We start from the raw sequence: 24,933 nt of genomic DNA, 5'->3' as shown, positions 1-24,933 counted from the left end.
GGGCGCGGACCGCCGGGGGATCCGGGAACGGGCGCGGCAGCGCGTCGCGACCGGGCGTGCCGCCCGCCGCGCGGCCGGCACGACTACTCGGACGCCTCGGGCTCCGCCGATCCGGCCGACTTCGACGGACCGGCCGCGTTCGACGGCTTGCCGCTCGGCTCGGAGGGGCCGTCGCCCGCGGCAGGGGGCGGGGTGACCGACGGCCTGGCCCGCTGGCAGCCCTTCTGCTTCCCCATCGCCTTGCCCAGATCGCCGGACTGCAGTTTGCCGAGGGCGACCTGGTCCGTCTTCTGGATCTTCTTCAGCCCCTTTGCGACGTCCTTCAGGCCGTCGGCGAACTCCTGCTGGTCCTTGGGGTCGAGCTCGTCGACCTTCTTCTTGAGGTCGAGGTACGCGGTGGCGGTGGCGTTGAGCTCCTTGATCGCGTCCTGCTGGAGCTGCTCCTGGCCCTCGCCGGGCGGGGTGCCCGCGGCCTGCACCGCGGAGGCCAGCGCCCTGTTGGCGTCGGCGATGTCCTTGAAGGCCTTGGAGTCGGCCGCCTGTATGTCGGCGGGCTTGCCGTCGACGGAGGTCGAGATGATGGCCTGCCGGGCGTCGGCCCGCTTCTGGATCTGCGGCTGCGCCTTCTCGCAGACGCTCTTCGCCCAGGCGTCCACCTTGGCGCTGTCGTCTCCGTCACCGCAGCCCGTCAGCGCGAGCACCAGCAACGCACCGCCGGACACGGCGGCCGAAAACTTCCTGTTCACCTTCACCGGATCGGTCCCTTCCAAGGCTCTCGGCCCCGGAAGATACACGGCCTCCGCACAACAATCCCGGGCTGGATGTCTGCCTCGTATGGATACGAGGCTGTTTGCCCGATGAGAGACAAAGCTCACCGCGGTCCCGCACCCGGACTGCCCGCGAACCGGCGAACGGGCGGACGGTGCGGTCGACCGCACCGTCCGCCCGTGCTGTGAGCAGGCGTTTCGTCCAGGTGAGACGTCTACTGCGAAACGACCGCCGGGTCCGGTGACTTCGACGACCGATCGGCGGCGTTGCTTTCGTCACCCACCGCGACCGAGCGCCTCTTCGAGAGGTACACCGCGACGACGATGACCAGGATCGCCAGGGTGGCGATCGCCGCCCGGACGCCCGCGTTGGCGTCGTCGCCGTAGCTGAACTGCACGACCGCGGGCGCGATGAGCAGCGCCACGAGGTTCATCACCTTCAGCAGCGGGTTGATCGCCGGGCCCGCGGTGTCCTTGAACGGGTCGCCCACGGTGTCACCGATCACCGTCGCCGAATGCGCCTCACTGCCCTTTCCGCCGTGGTGCCCGTCCTCGACGAGCTTCTTGGCGTTGTCCCACGCGCCACCGGAGTTGGCGAGGAAGACGGCCATGAGGGTGCCCGTGCCGATCGCACCGGCGAGGTACGAGCCGAGAGCGCCGACGCCGAGTGTGAAGCCGACCGCGATGGGTGCCATGACCGCGAGCAGACCGGGTGTGGCCAGTTCGCGCAGGGCGTCCTTGGTGCAGATGTCGACGACGCGTCCGTACTCCGGCTTCTCGCTGTAGTCCATGATCCCGGGGTGCTCACGGAACTGCCGCCGCACCTCGAAGACCACGGCACCGGCGGACCGCGAAACGGCGTTGATCGCCAGCCCGGAGAAGAGGAAGACGACCGCGGCGCCGAGGACCAGGCCCACCAGGTTGTTGGGCTGGGAGATGTCCAGGCTCAGGTTCATCTCCCCGGCCTTCGCACTGACCTCCGCGACGGCGGTGGCGATCGCGTCCCGGTACGAGCCGAAGAGCGCGGCCGCGGCGAGGACGGCCGTCGCGATGGCGATGCCCTTGGTGATCGCCTTGGTCGTGTTGCCGACGGCGTCCAGGTCGGTGAGGACCTGCGCCCCCGCGCCCTCCACGTCGCCGGACATCTCCGCGATGCCCTGGGCGTTGTCGGAGACCGGGCCGAACGTGTCCATGGCGACGATGACGCCGACCGTGGTGAGCAGTCCGGTGCCGGCGAGCGCCACGGCGAACAGCGCGAGCATGATCGACGTGCCACCGAGCAGGAACGCCCCGTAGACGCCGAGGCCGATCAGCAGCGCGGTGTAGACGGCGGACTCCAGGCCGATGGAGATGCCGGCGAGCACGACGGTGGCCGGGCCGGTGAGCGACGACTTGCCGATGTCGCGGACCGGGCGCCGGTTCGTCTCGGTGAAGTACCCGGTCAGTTGCTGGATCAGGGCGGCCAGCACGATGCCGATCGCGACGGCGACCAGCGCGAGGATGCGCGGGTCGCCCTCGTGGGCCCGGATCGCGGGCTCGGTGACGCCGCTGAGGGCGGCGTACGACGACGGCAGGTAGGCGAACACCGCCGCGGCCACTAGGGCCAGTGAGATCACCGCGGAGATGAAGAAGCCGCGGTTGATGGCGGACATCCCGCTGCGGTCGGCGCGCCGCGGGGCGACCGCGAAGATGCCGATCATCGCGGTGACCACGCCGATCGCCGGGACGATCAGCGGGAAGGCCAGCCCCAGATCGCCGAAGGCGGCCTTGCCCAGGATGAGGGCGGCGACGAGCGTGACGGCGTACGACTCGAAGAGGTCGGCGGCCATGCCGGCGCAGTCGCCGACGTTGTCGCCGACGTTGTCCGCGATGGTCGCGGCATTGCGCGGGTCGTCCTCGGGGATGCCCTGCTCGACCTTGCCGACGAGGTCGGCCCCGACGTCCGCGGCCTTGGTGAAGATGCCGCCGCCGACACGCATGAACATGGCGATCAGTGCGGCGCCGAGGCCGAAGCCCTCCAGGACCTTGGGGGCGTCGGCGGCATAGACCAGAACCACGCAGGCGGCGCCGAGCAGACCGAGGCCCACCGTGAACATGCCCACCACGCCGCCGGTACGGAAAGCGATCTTCATGGCCTTGTGCGCGACGGTCGTCAGATCCTTCGCCGGTTCCCCTTCGGCCGGGGTGGCCTCACGCGCCGCCGCGGCCACTCGCACATTCGCGCGCACCGCGAGACGCATTCCGATGTATCCCGTGGCGGCCGAGAACAGCGCACCCACCAGGAAGAAGACCGAACGTCCCAGTCTCTGCGACCAGTCGTCGGCCGGCAGCAGCATCAGCAGGAAGAAGACGACCACGGCGAAAATGCCGAGCGTCCGCAACTGCCGGGCCAGATAGGCGTTCGCGCCCTCCTGCACGGCTGCCGCGATCTTCTTCATCGACTCGGTGCCTTCACCGGCCGCCAGCACTTGACGCACCAGCAGCTGGGCGACGACCAGAGCCGCGATCGCGACGGCCGCGATCACCATTACGATCATTCTGTTGTCATCGGTGAGTACCGCGGCCGCGAGGGAAGTGGGGTCGGTCAGGGTTGGGTTGAAGAGCCCCGCCATTCGTCCTCCTTGACGTTCAGAGCTCAAGATGTGGACGGATTGTAGGGAGCGGAACCTGATCAAAACAGTGCGCGACAATGGGAATTGACCTTCGTTCGCTCCTTACCAAATGATCGCGGCTCAGGATTGCCCCCGAAAGCAGTAATGGGGCAAAAGCATTGACGGTTGATCAATGATCTAGGGAAATGAAAAAGGCCCTGCTCAGCAGGGCCTCTCAAAAGGGTGAACAGCCAGGTCGCCGTCAGCGTGGCGCGCCCGGCACGCTCATCGGGTCATGGCACGATCGTGGCCGGATTCGACGGCCAGCTCATACGGATGAGGCCTCCGCGCCCACTCGTCGTCACCTCGACGTCGTCGACGAGACCGCTGATCACCGCGAGTCCCATCTGGTCGCGGCCGTCGGCGTCCTCGGGGTCGTCCCCGGGACCGGCGCCGTGTTGCCCGGCGTCGGATCCGGGGGAGCCGCCCGACGCGGGCACCTCGTCGCCGACCTCGATCGAGAAGGACTTCTCCTCCTCGGTGAGCAGGACGCGCACGGGAGCGGTGACGCCATGGCTGCGGTGCAGCCCCACGGCACGGCTGCACGCCTCACCGACGGCGAGCCTGACCTCGTCCAGCACCGCCTCGTCGACCCCCGCCCGCCGCGCCACTGCGGCCGCCACCAGGCGAGCCGTCCTGACGTGCTCGGGCTGAGCACTGAAGCGGAGTTCAACGGTGGCCATGCGGTCCCCCTCGGACGTACGAGCGTGCGAGCGTGCTTCTCAGGGGCACCGGGCCTGGACCCGGCACCCTGGCCTTCCTCCGGACTCCCCGGAGCCTCCGAACGGGCCGGAGTCCCCGGGGAACCCCCGGGCGACTCAGTCGGTCGCCGCGACGGCCTCGTCGACCGTGGTGTGAATGGGGAACACCTTGGTCAGACCAGTGATCCGGAAGATCTTGAGAATGCGCTCCTGGTTGCAGACCAGGCGCAGCGAGCCTTCATGCGCACGTACGCGCTTCAGACCGCCCACGAGCACGCCGAGGCCGGTCGAGTCGAGGAAGTCCACGCCCTCCATGTCGACGACCAGGTGGTAACTGCCGTCGTTCACCAACTCGACCAACTGCTCGCGCAGCTTGGGCGCGGTATACACATCAATCTCGCCACCGACCTCGACGACCGTGCGGTCGCCGCCAGGGCCGGACACATTGCGAGTCGACAGGGACAGGTCCACGGATCCTCCAGCACCTTGCTATCGAGCGGTCGCCCCTCGGTCTCCCCGGCGGAGCCAGGGGACGGATCGCCAGCCGCGATGGCATTCAATCACTTACCAGCAGCCATGCACGACGCCTTGGGACCATTGTCCGTCACGCCGGTGACACACTCGGTGCCGATGGCCATGAATCACCGACCCAGACGACCCTCCGAGAGCGGGGGCACCCGCCCCTCCCCCGGTACGGTCCTCGACCGGCTCGCCGCAGCGGCGGGCCGGGCTGCGCGCATCACTCATACGGAGCACTTGCCCCCAAGGCCGGGTCGCCATGCAGTCTGGCCGCACCGCGTCCGCCCGGAAGTGATCAACGCCATCGAGCGGGCCGGGATCGAGCACCCCTGGGCCCACCAGGCGGCCGCCGCCGAGCACGCCCTGGACGGCGAGTCGGTCGTGATCGCCACCGGCACCGCGTCCGGCAAGTCCCTCGCCTACCTCGCCCCGGTCCTCAGCACCCTGCTGGACGGCTCCGAGGCGCCCAACGGACGCGGCACCACCGCCCTGTACCTGGCCCCGACGAAAGCCCTCGCGGCCGACCAGTGCCGCGCCGTGCGGGAACTCGCCTCGCCGCTCGGCAACCGTGTGCGACCCGCCGTGTACGACGGCGACACCCCCGTCGAGGAGCGCGAGTGGGTCCGCCAGTACGCGAACCACGTCCTCACCAACCCGGACATGCTGCACCGGGGCATACTCCCGTCACATTCCCGCTGGTCCTCCTTCCTGCGCTCGCTGCGCTACGTCGTGATCGACGAGTGCCACACCTACCGCGGCGTCTTCGGGTCCCACGTCGCCCAGGTACTCCGCCGGCTGCGCCGCGTGTGCGCCCGCTACGGCGCCCATCCGGTGTTCCTGCTGGCCTCGGCGACGGCCGCCGATCCCGCCGTCGCGGCCGGCCGGCTGACCGGGCTGCCCGTAACCGAGGTCTCGGACGACGCCTCGCCACGCGGTGAGCTCGTCTTCGCCCTCTGGGAACCGCCGCTCACCGAGCTGCACGGCGAGAAGGGCGCCCCGGTACGCCGCACCGCCACGGCGGAGACCGCGGACCTCCTGACCGACCTGGCCGTCCAGGGCGTCCGTACCGTCGCCTTTGTGCGCTCACGGCGGAGCGCCGAGCTGATCTCGGTCATCAGCCAGGAGCGGCTGGCCGAGGTCGACCGGAACCTCGCCCGGCGTGTCGCCGCGTACCGGGGCGGCTATCTTCCGGAGGAACGGCGCGCACTGGAGCGGGCACTGCACTCGGGCGAGCTGCTCGGGCTGGCCGCCACCACCGCCCTGGAACTGGGCGTCGACGTCTCCGGCCTGGACGCGGTCCTCATCGCCGGCTACCCCGGCACCCGTGCCTCGCTCTGGCAGCAGGCGGGCCGGGCGGGCCGGGCCGGCCAAGGCGCTCTCGCGGTGCTGGTCGCCCGCGACGACCCGCTGGACACCTATCTCGTCCACCACCCCGAGGCCCTGTTCCGGCAGCCCGTCGAGTCCACCGTCCTCGACCCGGACAACCCCTACGTACTGGCGCCGCACCTCTGCGCGGCCGCGGCGGAGCTGCCCCTGACCGAACAGGACCTGGAGCTGTTCGGCCCGACCACCCCAGAGCTGCTGCCTCAGCTGGAGAGCGCCGGGCTGCTGCGCAGACGCACCGCCGGCTGGTACTGGACACGCCGGGAGCGGGCAGCCGACCTCGCCGACATCCGCGGCGAGGGCGGGCGGCCGGTGCAGATCGTCGAGGCCGCCACCGGCCGGCTGCTCGGCACGGTCGACGAGCCCGCCGCCCACACCGCCGTGCACGACGGCGCCGTACACCTTCACCAGGGCCGCACCTACCTGGTGAAGCGGCTGGATCTGGAGGACTCCGTCGCCCTCGTCGAGGAGGCCGACCCGCCGTACTCCACCATCGCCCGGGACACCACCTCCGTGTCCGTCCTCGAGACCGACACCGAGGTCGCCTGGGGCGCCGGCCGTCTCTGCTACGGCTCCGTCGAGGTCACCAACCAGGTCGTCTCCTTTCTGCGCCGGAAGCTGATCACCGGAGAGGTACTCGGCGAGACCAAGCTGGATCTGCCGCCGCGCACCCTGCGCACCCGCGCCGTGTGGTGGACCGTGACCGAGGACCAGCTGGATGCCGCCCGGGTGAACCCGGAGCAGCTGGGCGGGGCCCTGCACGCCGCCGAGCACGCCTCCATCGGGCTGCTCCCGCTCTTCGCCACCTGCGACCGCTGGGACATCGGCGGGGTCTCCGTACCGCTGCACCCGGACACCCTGCTGCCGACGGTCTTCGTGTACGACGGGCACCCTGGTGGTGCGGGCTTCGCCGAGCGGGCCTTCCACACGGCCCGCGATTGGCTGGACGCGACCCGAGAGGCCATCGCCTCGTGCGAGTGCGACGCGGGCTGCCCCTCCTGCATCCAGTCCCCCAAGTGCGGCAACGGCAACGACCCCCTCCACAAACGGGCCGCCGTCCGCCTGCTCACCGTTCTCCTCAGTGAGGCCCCGGCCGCTCCCCGTCCGGGGTGACCGGCACCCCCGATCCCCGGCAGGCCCCGGTCACCCCGGACGGGGACGTGGAGGCGACGGAGGAGGCACCGGGCTTACAGGAGGATCCGGCAGCCTCACGGGCCTATCGCCGCGAGCCCCGGTGGGGCCGGACGCCAGAGGGACCGGAAGCCGTCGAGGGGTGACGGTGGTCCGCGGCCCCGGCGGACCGGGCCGGCTGCCCGAACCGGGCCGGACGGGCGGGCCGGGCGCCGTTCCGCCCGAGACCTCTTCGGCGACCGGCCCGGCGCACCGAGCGGACCGGGATGGCCCGGTGGACCGAGCAGGTCCTGATGGCCCGGCGGGACCCGCGGAGCCTGCGGGACCTGCGGAGCCTGCGGAGCCTGCGGAGCCTGCGAGAGCATCGGCCCTAACCGGAACAGCGGCCTCGGCCCGACCGGAGACCCGGGCGGGACCGGCGGACCGGCGCGGGACCGGACCTCGGGCCGGTACGGGCCGAGAGCCGCGGCGGCCGTCACGTCGGCGATCTCGCCGGCCACCGCGCACCGCACGACCACCGCCCCCTGTGCCCGGGCCACCCGTGCCGCCCGGGCACACGCCTGCCCGGCTCCCTCCAGTGCCCGGTCGGCCGCGGCGAGTGCCGCGAGGTCGGCCGCGGCTCCCGCACGATGACGAGCGACCACCGCCTGCCCCATGGCGAGCACCACGGCGAAGACCACGCACATCGTGCATGCCGCCATGGCCGCCCACACGGTGGCCGAGCCCCTGTCGCTTCTCCTCATGTTTCGCCGCTCCCCACTGCGTCCTCCGCGAGTGCCACCGCTTCGGCCGTCAGAGTGAGGGACGGTGTCACAGGACCCGGACTCGGTGCCTCGACCCGCACCCGCCACAGGTCCCCGTCCCTGCCCAGCAAGATCTTCGCTCCGGGCGGTGCGGCCGAACGGGCGGCGGAGAGCGCGGCGGCCTCCGGTTCCGAACGGGCGGCCGCCCGAGCCCCCGCCCTTGCGGCGTCCACGCACTGGATCTGCGCCGAGGCCGCCATCAGTGCCCACACGAGCGCCATCGTGAACACCACCAGCGCGGGCACGGCCACCGCGGCCTCCGCCGTAACCGATCCCCGGTCCGCGCCGCAGCGGGAACCCGGTTGCGCCGTGGCCGTGGTGTCGGAACCGATGTCAGAACTGCGCACTGAGCGCCTTCCCGATGATCGATTCAAGTGCCCCGGAGACCGTTTCACTCGTGATCACCTGATACAGCACGGCTGCGAAAGCGCACGCCGCGATCGTGCCCATCGCGTACTCCGATGTCGTCATCCCGGCGTCGCCATGGTTCTGCCGGCCCCTCGTCCTGGTGAGAATCGCCCTGGTCCGGGCCACGACCCCGGTGCATACGGCGTCGATCAGCCTCCTTGCGGTGCATCGCGTCGTCCGGACCCTCAGGTCGTTCATGCTCATGTCGATCTCCTCATTCCCTCGTGATTCCCTCGTGCGGCCGCAGCTGCTTACGCCATCGATCCGTCGATGCTCCTGATGCCGTGGATGCCATGCGCTGGCGTGCTGATGCGCTGATCCGGTTGCGCCACCGCTCAGTTGCCTCCGCTGCCGTGCAGCAGTCCGGTGGCCAGACCGATCACGACGGGAGCCACCCCGACCGCGAGAAAGGCGGGCAGGAAGCAGAGCCCTACCGGTGCGGTGATCAGTACGTGGGCGCGCTGCGCCCGGGACACCGCGATACGGGTCCTCTCCGCCCGGAGTCCCGCGGCGAGCCGGGCAACGGGCTCGGCGGCCGGTGCTCCCGATGCGGCCGCCTGCTCCAGGCAGCGGGCGAGTCCCGCCGCACCCGGAATCTCCCCGAACCTCCCCCATGCGCGGGCCGGTTCGCTTCCCAGCCGAAGCTCGGCCGCCGTCTGCTGCAGCCGCTCTCCGACCGGCCCTCCGAGCGACTGCCCGACCGCACACGCCGCCTCGCGCGGTCCGGCTCCTGCCGAGGCACAGGCCGCCAGGAGCTCCGCGGCGAGGGGCAGTTGACCAGATACCTCCCCCGCGGAGGCGCCCGCCACCCGGTCCCGGGCGCGGCCCCGCCGCCATCTGTGGAGCCCGTATGCCGCCGCCAGTCCCAGCAGGCATCCGGTGACGCCACCTGCCAGGACCCAGCCTGTCGTCACCGCCACGACCGTGGGAGCCCATGGCCCCACCCGCACCGGTGCGCGCACCAGGCGCCGACGGCTCGGCGTCCCGTGCCGCACCGCGCTCGGTCCCAGGAGGGCGTGAAGCCGCCGCAGCGCCCGCCGGCGACGCATTCGCGCCCTCACCACCCATGCCGCGGGCGCGCCGGCCAGCAAGGCGATGCCCAGGCCCCTGATGAACTCCACGCTCATGACCGCTCCGCCGCCCGTACGATCCGCGTCGCCCAGTACAGACCGGCGGCCTCCAGCAGTCCGCCCACCACCAGACAGCCCAGCCCCGCGGGGCTGTGCAGCAGGACCCGCAGGGGATCCGCGCCGAGCGCCCAGCCGAGAGCCAGCCCGATCACCGGTAGCAGAGCCAGTACCACGACCGTCGACCGTGATCCCGCCAACTGCGCTCGCAGAGCCGCCCGTTGGTCCCGCTCCGACCTGAGGGCGGCCTCCAGCCGGTCGATCCCCGTCGCCAGTCCGGCACCGCTGTCCACGGCGACGAGCCAGCAGGCGGCCAGCCCGGCCAGTCCCCCGGCGCCCGGCTCGCGGGACGCACGCCGAAGTTCCGCGGGCACATCCCCGCCGAACCGGGCGGCGGACAGCACCGCCGCCTCGGCGGCGCCCAGCGCGCCCGTGGCCCGGCCCACGGTCAGCAGCGCCTGCCCCGGTTGGCCACCGGCCCTCAACTCCCCCACGATGCCGCCGCATAGAGCGATCACCGCAGCGGCTCTGCCGTCCTCTGCCCGGCGCCGCTCGGAAGCCCTCAGCCGCCGCCCCGCCAAGGGGACGCCCACCGCACCCGCGAGCAGCGGAAGCACCGACTCCCCCAGCACGGCCAGCAGCGCCCCCGCCGGCAGGCACAGCCACTCCGGCCGCAACCGGTCGGCGAATCTCCTCCAGTGCGCCCAGGGCCGTCGGGGACCCCTCCCCACCACACCGCCGGACGCCAGCACCAGCCGTGCCCGCCGCAGCCCCTCGTCGCGGCCGACCGTCAGGCAGGCCGCGGCCCCCGCGCACACCGCCGCGTACACCGCCGCCGTCGTCGTCATCGCGGTCCCCCGATCAGGGACCGCAGCTGCTCCCAGCCGCGCTCGCGGACGAAGTGAGCCGCGCTCCACCGCAGAGCAGGCACGGTCACCACGAGTCCCGTGGCGTCCCGCTCCAGCACATGGATCTCGGCGACCCGACGGCCGCCGTCCCGTCCTCGTACGAGATGCACCACGACCGACAGCGCCGCGGCCAACTGGCTGTGCAGAGCGAGCCGGTCGAGACCGGCGGCCGTCCCCAGAGCTTCCAGCCGCGCGGGGACGTCCGCGGCCGTGTTCGCATGGACGGTTCCGCAGCCGCCGTCGTGCCCGGTGTTCAGCGCAGCCAGCAGATCGGTCACCTCGGGACCGCGCACCTCGCCGACGACCAGCCGGTCGGGGCGCATCCGAAGCGCCTGGCGCACCAGGTCGCGAAGGGTGACCAGCCCCGCGCCCTCCTGATTGGCCGGGCGGGATTCGAGTCGCACCACGTGCGGATGGTCGGGGCGGAGTTCCGCCGAGTCCTCCGCCAGCACGATGCGCTCGTGCTCACCCACCAGTCCCAGCAGGGTGGACAGCAGCGTCGTCTTCCCGGACCCCGTGCCGCCGCTGACGAGATAGGAGACTCTGGCCTCGATCAGCGCCCTGAAGAGCCGGTCGCCGCCCGGTGGTACCGTCCCGGCCGCCATCAGCTCGTCCAGCGAGAACGCCCGGGGCCTGACCACCCGCAGCGAGAGGCAGGTCGAGCCGACGGCCACCGGAGGCAGTACCGCGTGCATCCGGGTGCCGTCGGGGAGCCGCGCGTCCACCCAGGGGCGGGCGTCGTCCAGCCGGCGTCCCGCCACCGCCGCGAGCCGCTGCGCCAGCCGGCGCACCGCTGCCGCGTCGGTGAAGCTCACCTCCGTCAGCCGGAGTCCGCAGCCCCGGTCGACCCACACCCGGTCCGGTGCGGAGACCAGCACATCGGTCACGGCTGGATCGGCCAGGAGCGGCTCCAGCGGCCCGGTGCCGACCAGTTCGCACCGCAGTTCCTCGGCGGCGCCGAGCACCTCCGCGTCCCCGAGCAGCCGCCCGTGGGCCCGCAGCGCGGCCGCGACCCCGGCCGGGGTCGGCTCCACCCCGCTCTCCGCGAGTCGTTGCCGTACCGCTTCGAGAAGCACCGACGTCACGACGCACCTCCACCGGTGTGCGCCCGCGCCCAGAACGCGGAGCAGAACCCGGCGAGCGGGTCGCGCTCCCCGGCACCCGGCGGAACTCCCGCATCGAGATCGGCGGCCAGTCCCGTCTCCAGCGGCAGTTCGCCGAGCAGCGGCAGTCCCAGTGCCTCGGCGACCCACTGTTCGTCGAGCCCCGAGCCCCAGGGCCCGCGGACGACGACCCGCAGATCGCCCAGCACCATGCGGACGGTCGAGGCGACCCGCCGCGCGGCCGCCACGGCGCGCAGATCGCCCGGCACCACGAGCAGCCCGACATCGAGCTGCGCCAGTGCCTCCGCGGTCCCCTCGTCGACCCGGCGGGGCAGATCCACCACGACGACGCCACCGCGCCTGCGTGCCGCAGCCAGCACCGACCGCATGGCCTCCGGCGGAATCGTCACCGAGTCGCCCCGGTCCCAGCTGAGCACCCGCAGCCCGTGCACCGAGGGCAGCGCCTCCTCCAGCGCACCGCCGGCAACACGGCCTCGGGACGCCGCGAAGTCGGGCCAGCGCCGCCCCGCCTGCTGCTCTCCGCCGAGAAGCACGTCAAGGCCGCCACCGAGCGGATCTCCGTCGACGAGCATCGTGCGCCGGCCGCCCCGGGCCGCTGTCACGGCGAGCGCGCAGGCCAGCGTGGACGCGCCCGCTCCGCCCCGCCCACCGATCACCCCGACGGTCAGCGCCGGGCGGCCCACGCCCTCCGCGACGTCGGCGATCCTGTCGACGAGCCATCCCTCGGCGTCGGGGAGCCTCAGCACGCAGTCGGCACCGATCTCCACCGCCCGTCGCCAGACCTGCGGATCGTCCTGGTCGCGACCGACGAGGAGGACACCTCTCCTGCGGGTGGCCCCGACGCATCGGGCGGCCGCGTCGTCACCGACCAGGACCAGTGGCGCCGCGTCCCAGCCGCCCCGGCCTTCGGGCACCGCATGGTGGACCTGAGGCTCGGCGCCGGCCGCGGCGCACAGCCTCAGCAGGTCGTCCAGGAGCGTCGGGTCCTCGGTGATGATCAAGGGGCCGGCCCGGCGCTCTCCCTGGAGCCCGTCGCCGCCGTTCGCGCCGGTCGCACCGCCCGCACCCGCTGCTCCGGCCATCATGTGTCCCACCACGACTTCTCCCCCTCTCGCCGCGCTGCCGCGGCGGTCTCGCGGGGCGCCGTACAGCAGTCCCCACGTGCCCGGCCCGCTCCCGCGACAGGCGGGATCGATCCGGGATCGGTGATTCCTCCGGCCCGTGGACTTCACGGCCGGAATCACCGTGCAGGGCGGCCGAAAATCGTGTGGATCTTGCTCAAAAACTGTGGACGACTCAACGCTTGTGAATAACCCGGTAACCCATACCGGTGACTTCCGGCATGGCTTCCACAGCGCAGCAATACACTCACGCAGAGTGACGAACGACCGAGGAGGTGGACCGGCCCGTCTGGGCGCCGAGAGGGGAGAGTCACCGGCGAAGGCCGGCGAAAACGCGTCCGGACATGCGACGACCCCCGCCGGGGGGGAGAGCGGGGGTCGTCCCCACGGCCGACTCGGGGGGGGAGGAGTCGGACCGGGTTAGCACGGTCGCGAACGATCCGTGACTTCCATGGTGTACCCGAGAGCCTTCTCAGGCAAACCCACGCGCCCCACCTTACGCCGAATGGAGGGCGCATATGCTCTGCGTCGTGGAAAACCACTCCTTGCCGCGCACAGCAGCCTTCTTTGATCTGGACAAGACGGTCATCGCGAAGTCGTCGGCGCTGACCTTCAGCAAGTCCTTCTACCACGGAGGGCTGATCAACCGTCGCGCCGTGCTCAGGACGGCTTACACCCAGTTCGTCTTTCTCGCGGGCGGCGCCGACCACGACCAGATGGAGCGAATGCGGAAGTACCTGTCATCGCTCTGCAAGGGCTGGAACGTCCAGCAGGTGAGGGCGATCGTCGCCGAGACCCTTCACGACCTCATCGACCCGATCATCTACGACGAGGCCGCCTCCCTGATCGAGGACCACCACACCGCAGGCCGCGACGTCGTCATCGTCTCCAGCTCGGGCGCCGAGGTCGTCGAGCCGATCGGCGAGCTGCTGGGCGCCGATCGGGTGGTGGCGACGCGGATGGTGGTCGGCGAGGACGGCTGCTTCACCGGCGAGGTGGAGTACTACGCGTACGGCCCCACCAAGGCCGAGGCGGTCAAGGAGCTCGCCGCGTCCGAGGGGTACGACCTCGAGCGCTGCTACGCCTACAGCGACTCCGTCACCGACGTTCCGATGCTGGAGGCCGTGGGTCATCCGTACGCGGTCAACCCCGACCGGGGACTGCGCCGTGAGGCGTCCTCACGGGGCTGGCCGGTGCTCGTCTTCGACCGGCCGGTGCGACTGAAGCAGCGGATCCCGGGGTTCACGATGCCGCCGCGCCCCGCACTGCTCGCGGCCGCTGCGGTGGGAGCGGCCGCCGCGACCGCCGGACTCGTCTGGTACGCCAGCAGGCGCCGCGGCCCAACGGCCTGTGCCCGCATCTGAGAGGGAAAGTAAAAAGTGCGGCCAGGGGTTCCGCTTGTCGTACGGTCGGAGTACAAAGGAGTTAACGGCCCGCGAGACCTGGGACATCCGAGAGGATCACCTTCTACGCAACAAAGGCCCCACGGACCGAGCATGGACGCCGAGCACCCACGCGACGTCGACCCGTCGATTACGGGCCAGCCGCACCAGGTGACGGGCAAAGTTCCCGACCTGATGGGCAACATATCGAGGACGCTTGGTAACTTGGCCGACATGCCAGCGGCGGTACCGTCCGGTACCGCCGCAACCCTTGCGCCCGGCCGGCGCACCCCTCCACCACGTCCCTGCCCGCCGCCCTCAATGCCGTGGGCGCCCGGCGCCCTTGGCCCGGCCGGACGGCGTCACGCCGCTCCGCGCTGAAGCGCTTCGCACACCGCCGTCGACTCCCGGACGCCGAGTTCGACGGCGCGGCCGCAGTGGGCGATCCAGGCGCTCAAGCCCTCCGGGGTCCCGGACAGATAGCCGTCGAGCGCCGCGAGGTACGCCGCAGGGCCGAGCTCGGCGTGACCGACCTCCGCGGGGCAGATCGACTTGGGGTCCAGTCCGCTGCCGACGAGGACGACGCGCTCCGCCGCCCTGGCGACCAGCCCGTTGGCCGAGGAGAACGGGCGCAGGGCAAGCAACTCGCCGTGCACCACGGCGGCCAGCACCAGCGCAGGGGCCGAACTCCCCGCGATGACCAGGCGCGAGAGCCCCTCGAGCCGCCCGGCCACCTCCTCCGCGTCCGGAAGTGGCGCATCGATCAGCGGCTCGTCGACCTCCTCTCCCACGAGTCGCGGCCTGCCGACCGTCTCGTCGGGGGCGGCGCCGCCCTCGGCGACCAGGTGCAGCCGGGCCAGCACACGCAGCGGAGACTGCCTCCAGATGGACAGCAGCTGCCCCGCCTCGGCGGTCAGCCGGAGTGCCGCCCCCACGGTACGGGCCTCTCCCCCACTGCCGAAGTCCGTGCGCCGGCGGACCTCCTCCAGCGCCCAGTCCGCGCCCGAGAGCGCGGCGGACGCCCGGGCTCCGCGGAGCGCTGCCTCCGAGGTGACCTCGTTGCTGCGGCGCCGCATGACGCGGTGTCCGTAGACACGGTCCACGGCCTTGCGCACCGAGTCCACGGCATCCGCGACCCCGGGGAGGTCACCCAGTGCGGCCAAGGGGTCAGAGGAGTTCGTACTCATAAGCAGGGAGGCTACGCGCCCCGACCGCGCACCCCACGTTGGAGTGGTCTTCTTCACCCACTGCGGACACCACGGGCCACCGACCCGCTACCTTAGGTGAACATGAAGATCGCTTTCGTGGGAAAGGGCGGTAGCGGCAAGACGACGCTGTCCTCGCTCTTCATCCGTCACCTCGCCGCCCAGCAGGCCCATGTCGTCGCGGTGGACGCCGACATCAACCAGCACTTGGGCGCCGCGCTCGGGCTCGACGAGCAGGAGGCCGGGGAGCTGCCCGCGATGGGCGCACACCTGCCGCTCATCAAGGAGTACCTGCGCGGCACCAATCCGCGGATCACCTCCGCCGAGAAGATGATCAAGACGACACCGCCCGGAGAGGGCTCGCGGCTGCTGCGTGTCCGTGAGGACAACCCGGTCTACGACGCCTGTGCCCGGACGGTGCGGCTCGACGACGGGCAGATCCGGCTGATGGCGACCGGCCCGTTCACCGAGTCGGACCTCGGCGTCGCCTGCTACCACTCCAAGGTCGGAGCGGTGGAGCTGTGCCTCAACCACCTCGTCGACGGCCCGGACGAGTACGTCGTGGTCGACATGACGGCGGGCTCCGACTCGTTCGCCTCCGGCATGTTCACCCGCTTCGACATGACGTTCCTGGTGGCCGAGCCCACCCGCAAGGGCGTCTCGGTGTACCGCCAGTACCTGGACTACGCCCGTGACTTCGGCGTCGCGCTCAAAGTCGTCGGCAACAAGATCCAGGGGCCGGACGACCTCGGGTTCCTGCGCGACGAGGTGGGTGACGATCTCCTTGTGGCCGTCGGGCACTCGGACTGGGTGCGGTCGATGGAGAAGGGCCGTCCGCCCCGTTTCGCGGAACTGGAGGAGCCCAACCGTGCGGCACTGCGGACGCTGCGGCAGGCGGCCGACGCGTCCTACGCGCGGCGCGACTGGGTGCGGTACACCCGGCAGATGGTGCACTTCCATCTGAAGAACGCGGAGAGCTGGGGGAATGCGAAGACGGGGGTCGACCTGGCCGCCCAGGTCGACCCCGACTTCGTGCTCGGAGAGCAGGCCGCGCAGTTCAGCGCGCCGCAACCGGCCTGACCGCCGCGGGTCCGCCGTGCGCCGGCAGGCCCGGGAGGGGCCGGCCCTCATCCACCTTCGACGCGGACCGGACGGGTCCGGTCCGCGCCGGAGGCGGCGGAGCCGGCCCTCGGGGCTGGTGCCGGGTTCGACGCCGCCGCGGCCCGTGGCCCACCGGCCCTGTCCGGTTCGGCCGGGTCCGGCCCGGGACGGGGGGCGCCGTCGGCCACCGGCGCGCCGCCCGGCTTGTCGGAGCCCGGGGAGGCCTCGGTCAGGAAGCTCTTCCAGCCGCTGCTCGGCGCCCGGCCGACCGGCAGCGTGCGCAGTCTCCTCAGCACCTCGGGGTCCTGCTCGTCCAGCCAGTCGACGAGCTGGCGGAACGAGACGCACCGCACGTCGCGCTGCACGCAGACGTACCCGATGGTCTGCTCTACCGCGCGCATGTAGGTGCCGCCGTTCCACGACTCGAAGTGGTTGCCGATGATGAGCGGCGCGCGATTGCCCTGGTAGGCACGGTTGAAGCCCTGGATCAGCCCGTCGCGCATCTGGTTGCCCCAGAAGGTGTGCATGCTGGGGGCGCCCTTGGCGGTACCGGACTGGTTGATCATGAAGTTGTAGTCCGTGGAGAGCGTCTCGAAGGCGCGTCCGGGCACGGGGACCATCTGCAGCGAGAGGTCCCACACTCCGTGCTTCCTGTCCGGCCAGATCTGCTCGCTGATACCGCTGCTGTCGTAGCGGAAGCCCTGCTTCGCTGCGACCTTCAGGAAGTTGTCACGCCCTTCGAGACAGGGTGTGCGGGCGCCGACGAGCTCCCGGTCGTAGTCGAACGGCAGCGACCGCTCGCGCGGCAGTCCCGCGTTGGTGCGCCAGTTCTGCACGAACGACCTGGCCTGGGCGAGCTCGCTGCTCCACTCCTCGGGCGTCCAGGTGGCGCCGCCACCCACCGGCCCGCAGAAGTGGCCGTTGAAGTGGGTGCCGATCTCGTTCCCGTCCAGCCAGGCGGCGCGGAGTTCGCGAACGGTGGCCTTGATGCCCTCGGTGTCGTTGAAGCCGATGTCGGAGCGTCCCCGCTCGTGCCGGGGCGGGTCGTACAGCTCGGCCTTCCCCTCGGGCAGCAGGTACACGCCGCTGAGGAAGTAGGTCATCGTGATGCCGTGCTTCCTGCCCACCTCCCGGAAGCGGGCGAAGAGCTTCGCGCGGTCCTCGCCCGCCCCGTCCCAGGAGAAGACCACGAACTGCGGCGGTTTCTGACCCGGCTTCAGCCGCTCGGGGCGCGCCAGGCCCGGCTGGGTTCCGGTGTACGAGGTCGAGCCGTCCCCGATCTGACCCAGCTGGTTCCCCAGGGCGCCGGAGAGCCCTGGCCCTCCACCGCCACCGGTGCATGCGGCGAGGCCCACGGCGAGCACGGTGGCCACGGCACCGAGGAGGGCCCTTCGTGCGGTGGGCAGCATCCGTCCACCCTCTTCCGTCGTGTGCTGTGATACGCGGTTCGATACGCCGATACGACTGCGCACCCGGATCAAACTCCCACCCGAGCGAATGGAGCGGGGGAGGCAGGCCGAGCCGGAATGACTAATCACCGGATTGGATGAACGAGAGTCCTATTTGCCACTTAAAGCCGCGTTCCGCTTTTTACTCGGCATTACGATTCATTTACCGAGAGTTGGGACTGTGACCGAGCCCGGCTCCGGTTTCGGGCATTCCGCCAAGAGCATCCCGCCGTCGCGCGCCGCGGCCCACGGCCGCGCCCGCATTCCGCGACCGCGCCACCCCGGAGGAGACAAGACCATGTCTGCCTGCGATCTTCCCTGTGCCTCCCGAGCGCCCCGCAAACCCCGCACGCCCCGCCTGACCGGCCTCGGCTCCTTCCGCATTCCGAGTCGTCGCACCCGCACCGAGAGAGACGGCCGCGCACGAGGCGACTCACGGTCCGACCGTCCCGACGGCCGAGAGCGGCCGGAAGGCCCGGACCGGCCCCGCCGGACGGCGAGCCCCTCCGGGACCCGTCACGCCGCCGACGCCGGCAACGGCACCGAGGCCCGCACGCGGGGCACCGCCCGGCACCAGCGCCCGCACGGCCCGCCGGGCGCCGGGCCGGCCGGTGACCGGAACCGGTGGCCACGGCGACCCGGCCGCGGCTTACGGATCGCCTCCGCCGACCTGTCCGCCTCGGTCTGCGTCTTCCTGATCGCGCTACCGCTCTCCCTCGGCATCGCCCTGGCCACCGGCGCACCCCTCCAGGCAGGGCTCGTGGCCGCCGCGGTGGGCGGCGTCGTCGGGGGTTTTCTCGGCGGATCCCCACTCCAGGTCAGCGGACCCGCGGCGGGCCTCACGGTGATCACGGCCGATCTCATCCACCGGTTCGGGTGGCGGGCCACCTGCGCCATCACCGTCCTGGCCGGCCTCACCCAACTCGCCCTCGCAGCGATGCGGGTGGCCCGTTCCGCGCTCGTCGTCAGTCCGGCGATCGTGCACGGCATGCTGGCCGGCATCGGAATCACCATCGCCCTCGCCCAACTGCACATCGTCCTCGGCGGCACGCCGTACAGCTCCGCGCTCGACAACCTGCTCGCGCTGCCCGCGCGGCTGGCCCGGCTCCACCCGGCCGCGCTCTCGGTCGGTGCCGTGACCGTCGCGCTGCTGCTCGCCTGGCCCCATGTGCCGGGGAGCGCGGGCCGACTGCTGCGGAAGGCCCCCGCCGCACTCGCCGCAGTAGTGGGCGCGACCCTGTTCGCCTCGCTCGCCGGCCTCCGGCTGCCACGCGTGGACCTGCCCTCATGGCGGAGCCACGCCCTGCCCGCCCTGCCCGAAGGTCCGGTGCCGGCCATCGCCGCCGCGGTCCTGACCATCACATTGGTCACCAGCGTGCAGTCCCTGCTGTCCGCGGTGGCGGTCGACAAACTGGTGGCGGCCCGCGGGGACGCCCGGCACACCGTCCACCGCTCGAATCTGGACCGTGAACTGGCCGGTCAGGGAGCGGCCAACACGGTCTCCGGTGCCCTCGGCGGACTCCCTGTCGCCGGGGTCGCCGTGCGCAGTACGGCCAATGTGCGGGCGGGAGGTGTCAGCCGGCACTCGACGATTCTCCACGGGCTGTGGGTCGCCCTCGCCGCACTGCTGCTCGCACCGGTTCTCGATCTGATCCCACTCGCCGCGCTGGCCGCCCTGGTGGCGGTGGTCGGTGCGCAGATGGTCAATGTCGGACATCTGCGCAGCGTGCGGCGGAACCGCGAGACGGCGGTGTGCGCGGTGACGATGGCGGGGGTCGTCGTCGTCGACGTGCTCGCCGGGGTCGCCCTCGGGATCGCGGCGGCCGTGGCTGTGGCGCTGCACCGGCTCACCAGGACGCGGGTCACCGTGGCGGAACGGGACGGGACTCTTCGGATCAGGGTGCGAGGGCAGCTGACGTTCCTCGCGGTGCCGCGGTTGAGCCGGGTGCTGGCGCAGGTGCCCCAGGGCTCCGACGCCGTGGTGGAGCTGGACGGCTCGTTCATCGACCATGCCGCGCACGAGGCGCTGCACGGCTGGCGGTCGGCCCACGAGGCGCAGGGCGGCTCGGCCGAGTTCAGCGGGGGCCCGGGCGGGCGGCCCACCGAACCGGTCCCCGCCCCGCACAGCTGCTGCCGGCCGTGGAACCCCTGGCGGAACCACCACTGCGGAGGGCACCCGGCCGTCGGCCAGGAGCAGAAGCCGGAGGGGCACCGGCGTCGACTGGCCAGCGGACTCAGCTCCTTCCAGCGGAACACGGCCCCGTTGGTGCGCGACGAGCTGGCCCGCCTGGCCCGCGAAGGTCAGCGGCCCTCCCAGCTCTTTCTGACCTGTGCCGACTCCCGCCTGGTCACCAGCATGATCACCGCGAGCGGCCCGGGTGACCTGTTCACCGTTCGGAACATGGGCAACCTGGTGCCGAGACCGGGCGAGGAGACCGTTGACGACTCCGTCGCGGCGGCGATCGAGTACGCCGTGAACGTGCTGGAGGTGAGCTCGATCACGGTCTGCGGCCACTCGGGCTGCGGGGCGATGCGGGCCCTGCTCGAAGGCCCGCCGGACGGCGCCGGGGATGGGACGCCGCTGCGGCGCTGGCTGCGGCACGGAGAGCCGGGGCTGGCGCGGATGGTGTCCCGCGACGACCACGTACCGAGACTGGAGGGCCGACCCGCCGGCGACGCGGTGGAGCAGCTGAGCCTGAGCAATGTCGTCCAGCAGCTGGAGCATCTGCGCGCCCACGGGCCGGTCGCCCGCAGGCTCGCCCAGGGCACCCTGCGGCTGGACGGGATGTTCTTCGATGTCGCCGAGGCCCAGGTGTATCTGCTGAGCGGGGGATCGGGAGGAGGGGGAGTCCACAGCGGCCAGGTGCTCTTCGAACCGGTCGGTCTCGCACCGGCGGCGCCGGACGGCATCAGCCGGCGGACGGCACCCGCCTGACCGTGCGGCACTCCCGGCGGAGGTGATCCGACGGCACCCGCCTGACCGTGCGGCACTCCCGTGCGGACGTGACGCGGACGCCACCCGCCTGACCGTGCGGCACTCCCGTGCGGACGTGACGCGGACGCCACCCGCCTGACGGGACGGCATCACCCCGCGGACACCGCTCCTGAGGGCGGGCCGTCCTAGCGGACACCCCCGCCCGCGGCGCAAGGCCGGGCGGAGGCCTGACCGTGCGGAACTCCGCCTGAAGAGCCGTTGGAAGAACCGCTGAAAGAGCCGTTGGAAGAGCCGTCGCCCGGGTCGGATCGCCGGATGGTCATCGCCCACCGGACCCTGGGGCGCGGCACACCCGCCGCGCGGTGGCGTCCGGATCGGGAAAGGGGCGACCGGACACAACGTCCGGGCCACTCGGCGGGGTGAACCGACCTCGCCTGGCATACGTGAGTACGGGTGGCCCCTTCCCCCACCGCCCGGGAGAAGGGGCCGCTCGTCCGGGACGAGCGGCCTCGCGTCCCACCGGCCACCCACACCCTCAATAGGTCTAAACCATTTTCTGAAGGCCCTTGTCACCCGGCCGTCCGCCTGATGAGCTATGGCCTGGGACACATAGGCACAGAGGACGCCCTGGGAAAGGGAGATGTCGTGAGCAACGAGAGCCTGGCCAACCTCTTGAAGGAAGAGCGGCGGTTCGCCCCGCCGGCCGAGCTGGCCGCGCACGCCAACGTGACGGCGGAGGCGTACCAGCAGGCCGCGGCGGACAGGCTCGGCTTCTGGGCCGAGCAGGCGCGGCGGCTCACCTGGGCCGAGGAGCCGACCGAGACCCTGGACTGGTCGAACCCTCCGTTCGCCAAGTGGTTCGCCGACGGCAGGCTCAACGTCGCGTACAACTGCGTCGACCGCCACGTCGAGGCCGGGCACGGGGACCGCGTCGCGATCCACTTCGAGGGCGAACCGGGCGACAGCCGGTCCCTCACCTACGCCGAACTCAAGGACGAGGTCTCCAGGGCCGCCAACGCACTGACGGAGCTGGGCGTCCGCAAGGGCGACCGGGTCGCGATCTACCTGCCCATGATTCCCGAGGCCGCCGTGGCGATGCTGGCCTGCGCCCGGATCGGTGCCGCACACTCGGTGGTCTTCGGCGGGTTCTCGGCGGACGCCGTGGCCTCCCGCATCCAGGACGCCGACGCCAAGCTGGTGATCACCGCCGACGGCGGCCACCGGCGCGGCAAGCCCAGCGCGCTCAAGCCCGCCATCGACGAGGCGGTCGCCAAGTGCCCTCAGGTCGAACACGTGCTGGTGGTCCGCCGCACCGGCCAGGACACCGCGATCACCGAGGGCCGGGACGTCTGGTGGCACGACGTGGTCGCGCGCCAGCCGGCCGAGCACACGCCGGAGGCGTTCGACGCCGAGCACCCGCTCTTCATCCTGTACACCTCCGGCACGACGGGGAAGCCCAAGGGGATCCTGCACACCTCCGGCGGCTACCTCACCCAGGCGGCCTACACCCACCACGCCGTCTTCGACCTCAAGCCGGAGACCGACGTCTACTGGTGCACGGCCGACATCGGCTGGGTGACGGGCCACTCGTACATCGTGTACGGGCCCCTGGCCAACGGCGCGACGCAGGTGATGTACGAGGGCACTCCCGACACCCCGCACCAGGGCCGCTTCTGGGACATCGTCCAGAAGTACGGCGTGACGATCCTCTACACGGCGCCGACGGCGATCCGCACGTTCATGAAGTGGGGCGACGACATCCCCGCCAAGGCCGACCTGTCGAGCCTGCGCGTCCTCGGCTCGGTCGGCGAGCCGATCAACCCCGAGGCCTGGATCTGGTACCGGGAGCACATCGGCGGCGGCACCACCCCCATCGTGGACACCTGGTGGCAGACCGAGACCGGCGCCATGATGATCTCGCCGCTTCCGGGCGTCACCGAGACCAAGCCCGGCTCGGCCCAGCGTCCCCTGCCGGGCATCGCCGCGACGGTCGTCGACGACGAGGGCCGCGAGGTGCCCGACGGCGGTGGCGGCTATCTGGTCCTCACCGAGCCGTGGCCCTCGATGCTGCGCACCATCTGGGGCGACGACCAGCGCTTCATCGACACCTACTGGTCGCGCTTCGAGGGCCGGTACTTCGCGGGTGACGGTGCGAAGAAGGACGACGACGGCGACATCTGGCTGCTGGGCCGCGTGGACGACGTGATGCTGGTGTCCGGCCACAACATCTCGACGACCGAGGTCGAGTCCGCCCTGGTGTCCCACCCCAAGGTCGCCGAGGCGGCCGTCGTCGGCGCGGCCGACGACACGACCGGCCAGGCCATCGTGGCGTTCGTGATCCTGCGCGGGACGGCGCACGAGGACGAGACCCTCGTCGCCGAGCTCCGCGACCACGTCGGGGCGACACTCGGGCCGATCGCGAAGCCCAAGCGGGTCCTGCCGGTGGCCGAGCTGCCCAAGACCCGGTCCGGCAAGATCATGCGCCGGCTGCTGCGGGACGTGGCGGAGAACCGCCGGCTCGGTGACGTCACGACCCTCACCGACTCCTCGGTCATGGACCTCATCCAGTCCAAGCTGCCGACCGCGGCCTCGGAGGACTGAGCCCGCGAGGCCACCGCGAGGGGCACCCGGGGCGAACGCGCCGGGTGCCCCTTCTGCGCCTATGGTGAAAGATCAACCGGACGTACCCCCGTTCACCCGGACGAAGTCATTAGGTAAGGTAAGGAACGGCGTCGAAGACGCGACAGGAAAACCGAGGTGCGCCGGGAAGTCTGGTCGGCACGTGCTTTGCCCTGCCTATCCGACCGGAGGTCCTCACCCGTGGCAGCGCCGACCCCCACCCCCCGTAAGTTCCTCGGGCTTCTCTCCCTCCCCGAGCGGAACTTCGTGGCGGATGCCTTGCGCACCGAGACCGTCGGCGGAATCCTCCTCCTCGCCGCCGCCATCGCCGCGCTGCTCTGGGCGAACACCCCTCTGGCCCCCAGCTACCAGGCCGTGTCCGACTTCCACCTGGGCCCGGCCGCCCTCGGGCTCGACCTCTCCATCCAGCACTGGGCCGCCGACGGACTGCTCGCGATCTTCTTCTTCGTCGCCGGGATCGAGCTCAAGCGCGAACTCGTCGCGGGCGATCTGCGCGACCCCAAGGCCGCCGCGCTCCCCGTCATCGCCGCCGTCTGCGGCATGGCGGCGCCCGCACTCACCTACGTGGTGGTCAGCTCCGCAGGCGGCGGCTCCCTCGCGGGCTGGGCCGTGCCCACGGCCACCGACATCGCCTTCGCCCTCGCCGTGCTCGCGGTGATCGGCACATCGCTGCCGTCCGCGGTCCGCGCCTTCCTCCTCACCCTCGCCGTCGTCGACGACCTCTTCGCGATCCTGATCATCGCGATCTTTTTCACCAGCTCGCTGAACTTCGCCGCGCTCGGCGGGGCCCTGGCCGGCCTCCTGGTCTTCTGGCTGCTCCTCCGCAAGGGCGTACGCGGCTGGTACGTGTACGTCCCGCTGGCCCTGGTCATCTGGGGGCTGATGTACAACAGCGGCGTCCACGCCACCATCGCGGGCGTCGCCATGGGCCTGATGCTGCGCTGCACCCGGCGCGAGGGCGAGGAGCACTCCCCGGGCGAGCACATCGAGCATCTCGTGCGACCGATCTCGGCGGGTTTCGCCGTCCCGATGTTCGCCCTGTTCTCGGCCGGGGTGAGCGTCTCCGGCGATGCCCTGCACGCCGTCTTCACCCGTCCCGAGACCCTCGGGGTGATCCTCGGTCTGGTGGTCGGCAAGACGTCCGGCATCTTCGGCGGCACCTGGCTGGCCGCCCGTTTCACCAAGGCCGAGCTCAACGAGGACCTGGCCTGGCCCGACGTCCTGGCGGTCTCGTCTCTGGCCGGTATCGGCTTCACCGTCTCCCTGCTCATCGGCGAGCTGGCCTTCGCCGGCGACCCCGAGATGACGGACGAGATCAAGGCGTCCGTCCTGCTCGGCTCGCTGACGGCCGCGCTGCTGGCCTGTGTGCTGCTGAAACTGCGGGTACGCAAGTATCAGGCCCTGTGCGCCGCGGAGGAGCTCGACGAGGACCAGGACGGCATCCCGGACGTGTACGAGAAGGACAACCCGGAGTACCACCTGCGGATGGCCGCGATCCACGAGAAGAAGGCGGCGGAGCACCGGCGCATGGCGGAAGTCGCGAGTGCATCGCGCGCCGACGGCGACAGTCCGGCATGAT

The 24,933-nt window shown here is 71.6% G+C and carries 19 protein-coding genes; 6 read left to right on the top strand and 13 right to left on the bottom strand.

What is annotated here, in order from left to right:
- Nucleotides 1–83: 83 nt before the first annotated feature.
- From DDW44_RS16450 to DDW44_RS16435, 4 genes are all read right to left on the bottom strand, one after another.
- Entirely contained in the window at nucleotides 84–752 is a 669-nt protein-coding gene (locus DDW44_RS16450; protein ID WP_108906922.1) for a small secreted protein, read from the bottom strand.
- A gap of 230 nt (nucleotides 753–982) precedes the next feature.
- The gene (locus tag DDW44_RS16445) at nucleotides 983–3,379 is read right to left on the bottom strand and encodes a sodium-translocating pyrophosphatase (RefSeq protein WP_017947794.1); all 2,397 of its coding nucleotides are present in this window, start codon (nucleotides 3,377–3,379) and stop codon (nucleotides 983–985) included.
- Between the two features lie 272 nt (nucleotides 3,380–3,651).
- Nucleotides 3,652–4,101 (bottom strand): ATP-binding protein, encoded by a 450-nt coding sequence (locus DDW44_RS16440; RefSeq protein WP_108906921.1) that lies wholly within the window; start codon nucleotides 4,099–4,101, stop codon nucleotides 3,652–3,654.
- A gap of 135 nt (nucleotides 4,102–4,236) precedes the next feature.
- Nucleotides 4,237–4,590, bottom strand: coding sequence for an STAS domain-containing protein (locus DDW44_RS16435; protein WP_003967428.1), 354 nt, complete (start codon nucleotides 4,588–4,590; stop codon nucleotides 4,237–4,239).
- Nucleotides 4,591–4,668: 78 nt separating this feature from the next.
- Between DDW44_RS16435 and DDW44_RS16430 the strand changes: the two genes are divergently transcribed.
- Nucleotides 4,669–7,134, top strand: a complete 2,466-nt coding sequence (locus tag DDW44_RS16430; RefSeq protein ID WP_170811863.1) for a DEAD/DEAH box helicase — start codon at nucleotides 4,669–4,671, stop codon at nucleotides 7,132–7,134.
- Between the two features lie 95 nt (nucleotides 7,135–7,229).
- Here the strand turns inward: DDW44_RS16430 and DDW44_RS33555 are convergent, their stop codons facing one another.
- From DDW44_RS33555 to ssd, 7 genes are all read right to left on the bottom strand, one after another.
- Nucleotides 7,230–7,838, bottom strand: coding sequence for an Rv3654c family TadE-like protein (locus DDW44_RS33555; RefSeq protein WP_425275694.1), 609 nt, complete (start codon nucleotides 7,836–7,838; stop codon nucleotides 7,230–7,232).
- A 53-nt stretch (nucleotides 7,839–7,891) separates the two neighbouring features.
- Nucleotides 7,892–8,302 (bottom strand): TadE family type IV pilus minor pilin, encoded by a 411-nt coding sequence (locus DDW44_RS16420; protein WP_108906919.1) that lies wholly within the window; start codon nucleotides 8,300–8,302, stop codon nucleotides 7,892–7,894.
- The gene (locus tag DDW44_RS16415) at nucleotides 8,289–8,567 is read right to left on the bottom strand and encodes a DUF4244 domain-containing protein (protein WP_108906918.1); all 279 of its coding nucleotides are present in this window, start codon (nucleotides 8,565–8,567) and stop codon (nucleotides 8,289–8,291) included. The genes DDW44_RS16420 and DDW44_RS16415 overlap by 14 nt, the downstream gene beginning before the upstream one ends.
- Nucleotides 8,568–8,698: 131 nt before the next feature.
- The gene (locus DDW44_RS16410) at nucleotides 8,699–9,490 is read right to left on the bottom strand and encodes a type II secretion system F family protein (protein ID WP_108906917.1); all 792 of its coding nucleotides are present in this window, start codon (nucleotides 9,488–9,490) and stop codon (nucleotides 8,699–8,701) included.
- Nucleotides 9,487–10,338 (bottom strand): type II secretion system F family protein, encoded by an 852-nt coding sequence (locus DDW44_RS16405; RefSeq protein WP_108906916.1) that lies wholly within the window; start codon nucleotides 10,336–10,338, stop codon nucleotides 9,487–9,489. Before DDW44_RS16405 ends, DDW44_RS16410 begins: the two co-directional genes overlap by 4 nt.
- Nucleotides 10,335–11,483 carry a TadA family conjugal transfer-associated ATPase gene (locus tag DDW44_RS16400; RefSeq protein WP_108906915.1) on the bottom strand — a complete coding sequence of 383 codons (1,149 nt, stop codon included), beginning with the start codon at nucleotides 11,481–11,483 and terminating at the stop codon, nucleotides 10,335–10,337. Before DDW44_RS16400 ends, DDW44_RS16405 begins: the two co-directional genes overlap by 4 nt.
- Nucleotides 11,480–12,604 carry a septum site-determining protein Ssd gene (gene ssd, locus DDW44_RS16395; RefSeq protein ID WP_425275693.1) on the bottom strand — a complete coding sequence of 375 codons (1,125 nt, stop codon included), beginning with the start codon at nucleotides 12,602–12,604 and terminating at the stop codon, nucleotides 11,480–11,482. Before ssd ends, DDW44_RS16400 begins: the two co-directional genes overlap by 4 nt.
- A 557-nt stretch (nucleotides 12,605–13,161) precedes the next feature.
- Between ssd and DDW44_RS16390 the strand changes: the two genes are divergently transcribed.
- On the top strand, nucleotides 13,162–14,007 hold the full coding sequence (locus tag DDW44_RS16390; RefSeq protein ID WP_017947803.1) for an HAD family hydrolase: 846 nt from the start codon (nucleotides 13,162–13,164) through the stop codon (nucleotides 14,005–14,007).
- A 380-nt stretch (nucleotides 14,008–14,387) separates the two neighbouring features.
- On the opposite strand, the gene DDW44_RS16385 is transcribed toward DDW44_RS16390, so the two are convergent.
- Nucleotides 14,388–15,212: a Fic family protein gene (locus DDW44_RS16385; protein ID WP_108906913.1), complete on the bottom strand. Its 825-nt coding sequence runs from the start codon at nucleotides 15,210–15,212 to the stop codon at nucleotides 14,388–14,390.
- Nucleotides 15,213–15,314: 102 nt separating this feature from the next.
- Between DDW44_RS16385 and DDW44_RS16380 the strand changes: the two genes are divergently transcribed.
- Nucleotides 15,315–16,310 carry an ATP-binding protein gene (locus tag DDW44_RS16380; RefSeq protein WP_108906912.1) on the top strand — a complete coding sequence of 332 codons (996 nt, stop codon included), beginning with the start codon at nucleotides 15,315–15,317 and terminating at the stop codon, nucleotides 16,308–16,310.
- Nucleotides 16,311–16,357: 47 nt separating this feature from the next.
- On the opposite strand, the gene DDW44_RS16375 is transcribed toward DDW44_RS16380, so the two are convergent.
- Complete coding sequence (locus tag DDW44_RS16375) at nucleotides 16,358–17,740, bottom strand: polysaccharide deacetylase family protein (RefSeq protein ID WP_108906911.1); 1,383 nt, start codon at nucleotides 17,738–17,740, stop codon at nucleotides 16,358–16,360.
- Nucleotides 17,741–18,077: 337 nt separating this feature from the next.
- Between DDW44_RS16375 and DDW44_RS16370 the strand changes: the two genes are divergently transcribed.
- The 3 genes from DDW44_RS16370 (at nucleotide 18,078) to nhaA (ending at nucleotide 24,932) form a co-directional block, all read left to right on the top strand.
- Nucleotides 18,078–20,714 carry a bifunctional SulP family inorganic anion transporter/carbonic anhydrase gene (locus tag DDW44_RS16370; protein WP_108906910.1) on the top strand — a complete coding sequence of 879 codons (2,637 nt, stop codon included), beginning with the start codon at nucleotides 18,078–18,080 and terminating at the stop codon, nucleotides 20,712–20,714.
- 645 nt (nucleotides 20,715–21,359) lie between these two features.
- On the top strand, nucleotides 21,360–23,315 hold the full coding sequence (gene acs / locus DDW44_RS16365) for an acetate--CoA ligase (protein ID WP_108906909.1): 1,956 nt from the start codon (nucleotides 21,360–21,362) through the stop codon (nucleotides 23,313–23,315).
- 219 nt (nucleotides 23,316–23,534) lie between these two features.
- Nucleotides 23,535–24,932, top strand: coding sequence for a Na+/H+ antiporter NhaA (gene nhaA / locus DDW44_RS16360; protein WP_108906908.1), 1,398 nt, complete (start codon nucleotides 23,535–23,537; stop codon nucleotides 24,930–24,932).
- The last annotated feature ends 1 nt before the right edge of the window (nucleotide 24,933 follow it).

This window comes from Streptomyces tirandamycinicus, assembly GCF_003097515.1.
Lineage (GTDB): Bacteria > Actinomycetota > Actinomycetes > Streptomycetales > Streptomycetaceae > Streptomyces > Streptomyces tirandamycinicus.
Note: the sequence above shows the minus strand (reverse complement) of the source record. Positions and strands in the feature narration are given on the sequence as shown.

Coding starts and splice junctions, on each gene's coding strand:
- DDW44_RS16385 (WP_108906913.1), bottom strand. CDS start 15,212: ATGAGTACGAACTCCTCTGACCCCTTGGCCGCACTGGGTGACCTCCCC.
- DDW44_RS16405 (WP_108906916.1), bottom strand. CDS start 10,338: ATGACGACGACGGCGGCGGTGTACGCGGCGGTGTGCGCGGGGGCCGCG.
- DDW44_RS16390 (WP_017947803.1), top strand. CDS start 13,162: ATGCTCTGCGTCGTGGAAAACCACTCCTTGCCGCGCACAGCAGCCTTC.
- DDW44_RS16370 (WP_108906910.1), top strand. CDS start 18,078: ATGTCTGCCTGCGATCTTCCCTGTGCCTCCCGAGCGCCCCGCAAACCC.
- DDW44_RS16410 (WP_108906917.1), bottom strand. CDS start 9,490: ATGAGCGTGGAGTTCATCAGGGGCCTGGGCATCGCCTTGCTGGCCGGC.
- DDW44_RS16415 (WP_108906918.1), bottom strand. CDS start 8,567: ATGAGCATGAACGACCTGAGGGTCCGGACGACGCGATGCACCGCAAGG.
- DDW44_RS16430 (WP_170811863.1), top strand. CDS start 4,669: ATGGCATTCAATCACTTACCAGCAGCCATGCACGACGCCTTGGGACCA.
- DDW44_RS33555 (WP_425275694.1), bottom strand. CDS start 7,838: ATGTGCGTGGTCTTCGCCGTGGTGCTCGCCATGGGGCAGGCGGTGGTC.
- DDW44_RS16440 (WP_108906921.1), bottom strand. CDS start 4,101: ATGGCCACCGTTGAACTCCGCTTCAGTGCTCAGCCCGAGCACGTCAGG.
- DDW44_RS16380 (WP_108906912.1), top strand. CDS start 15,315: ATGAAGATCGCTTTCGTGGGAAAGGGCGGTAGCGGCAAGACGACGCTG.
- ssd (WP_425275693.1), bottom strand. CDS start 12,604: ATGGCCGGAGCAGCGGGTGCGGGCGGTGCGACCGGCGCGAACGGCGGC.
- DDW44_RS16445 (WP_017947794.1), bottom strand. CDS start 3,379: ATGGCGGGGCTCTTCAACCCAACCCTGACCGACCCCACTTCCCTCGCG.
- DDW44_RS16375 (WP_108906911.1), bottom strand. CDS start 17,740: ATGCTGCCCACCGCACGAAGGGCCCTCCTCGGTGCCGTGGCCACCGTG.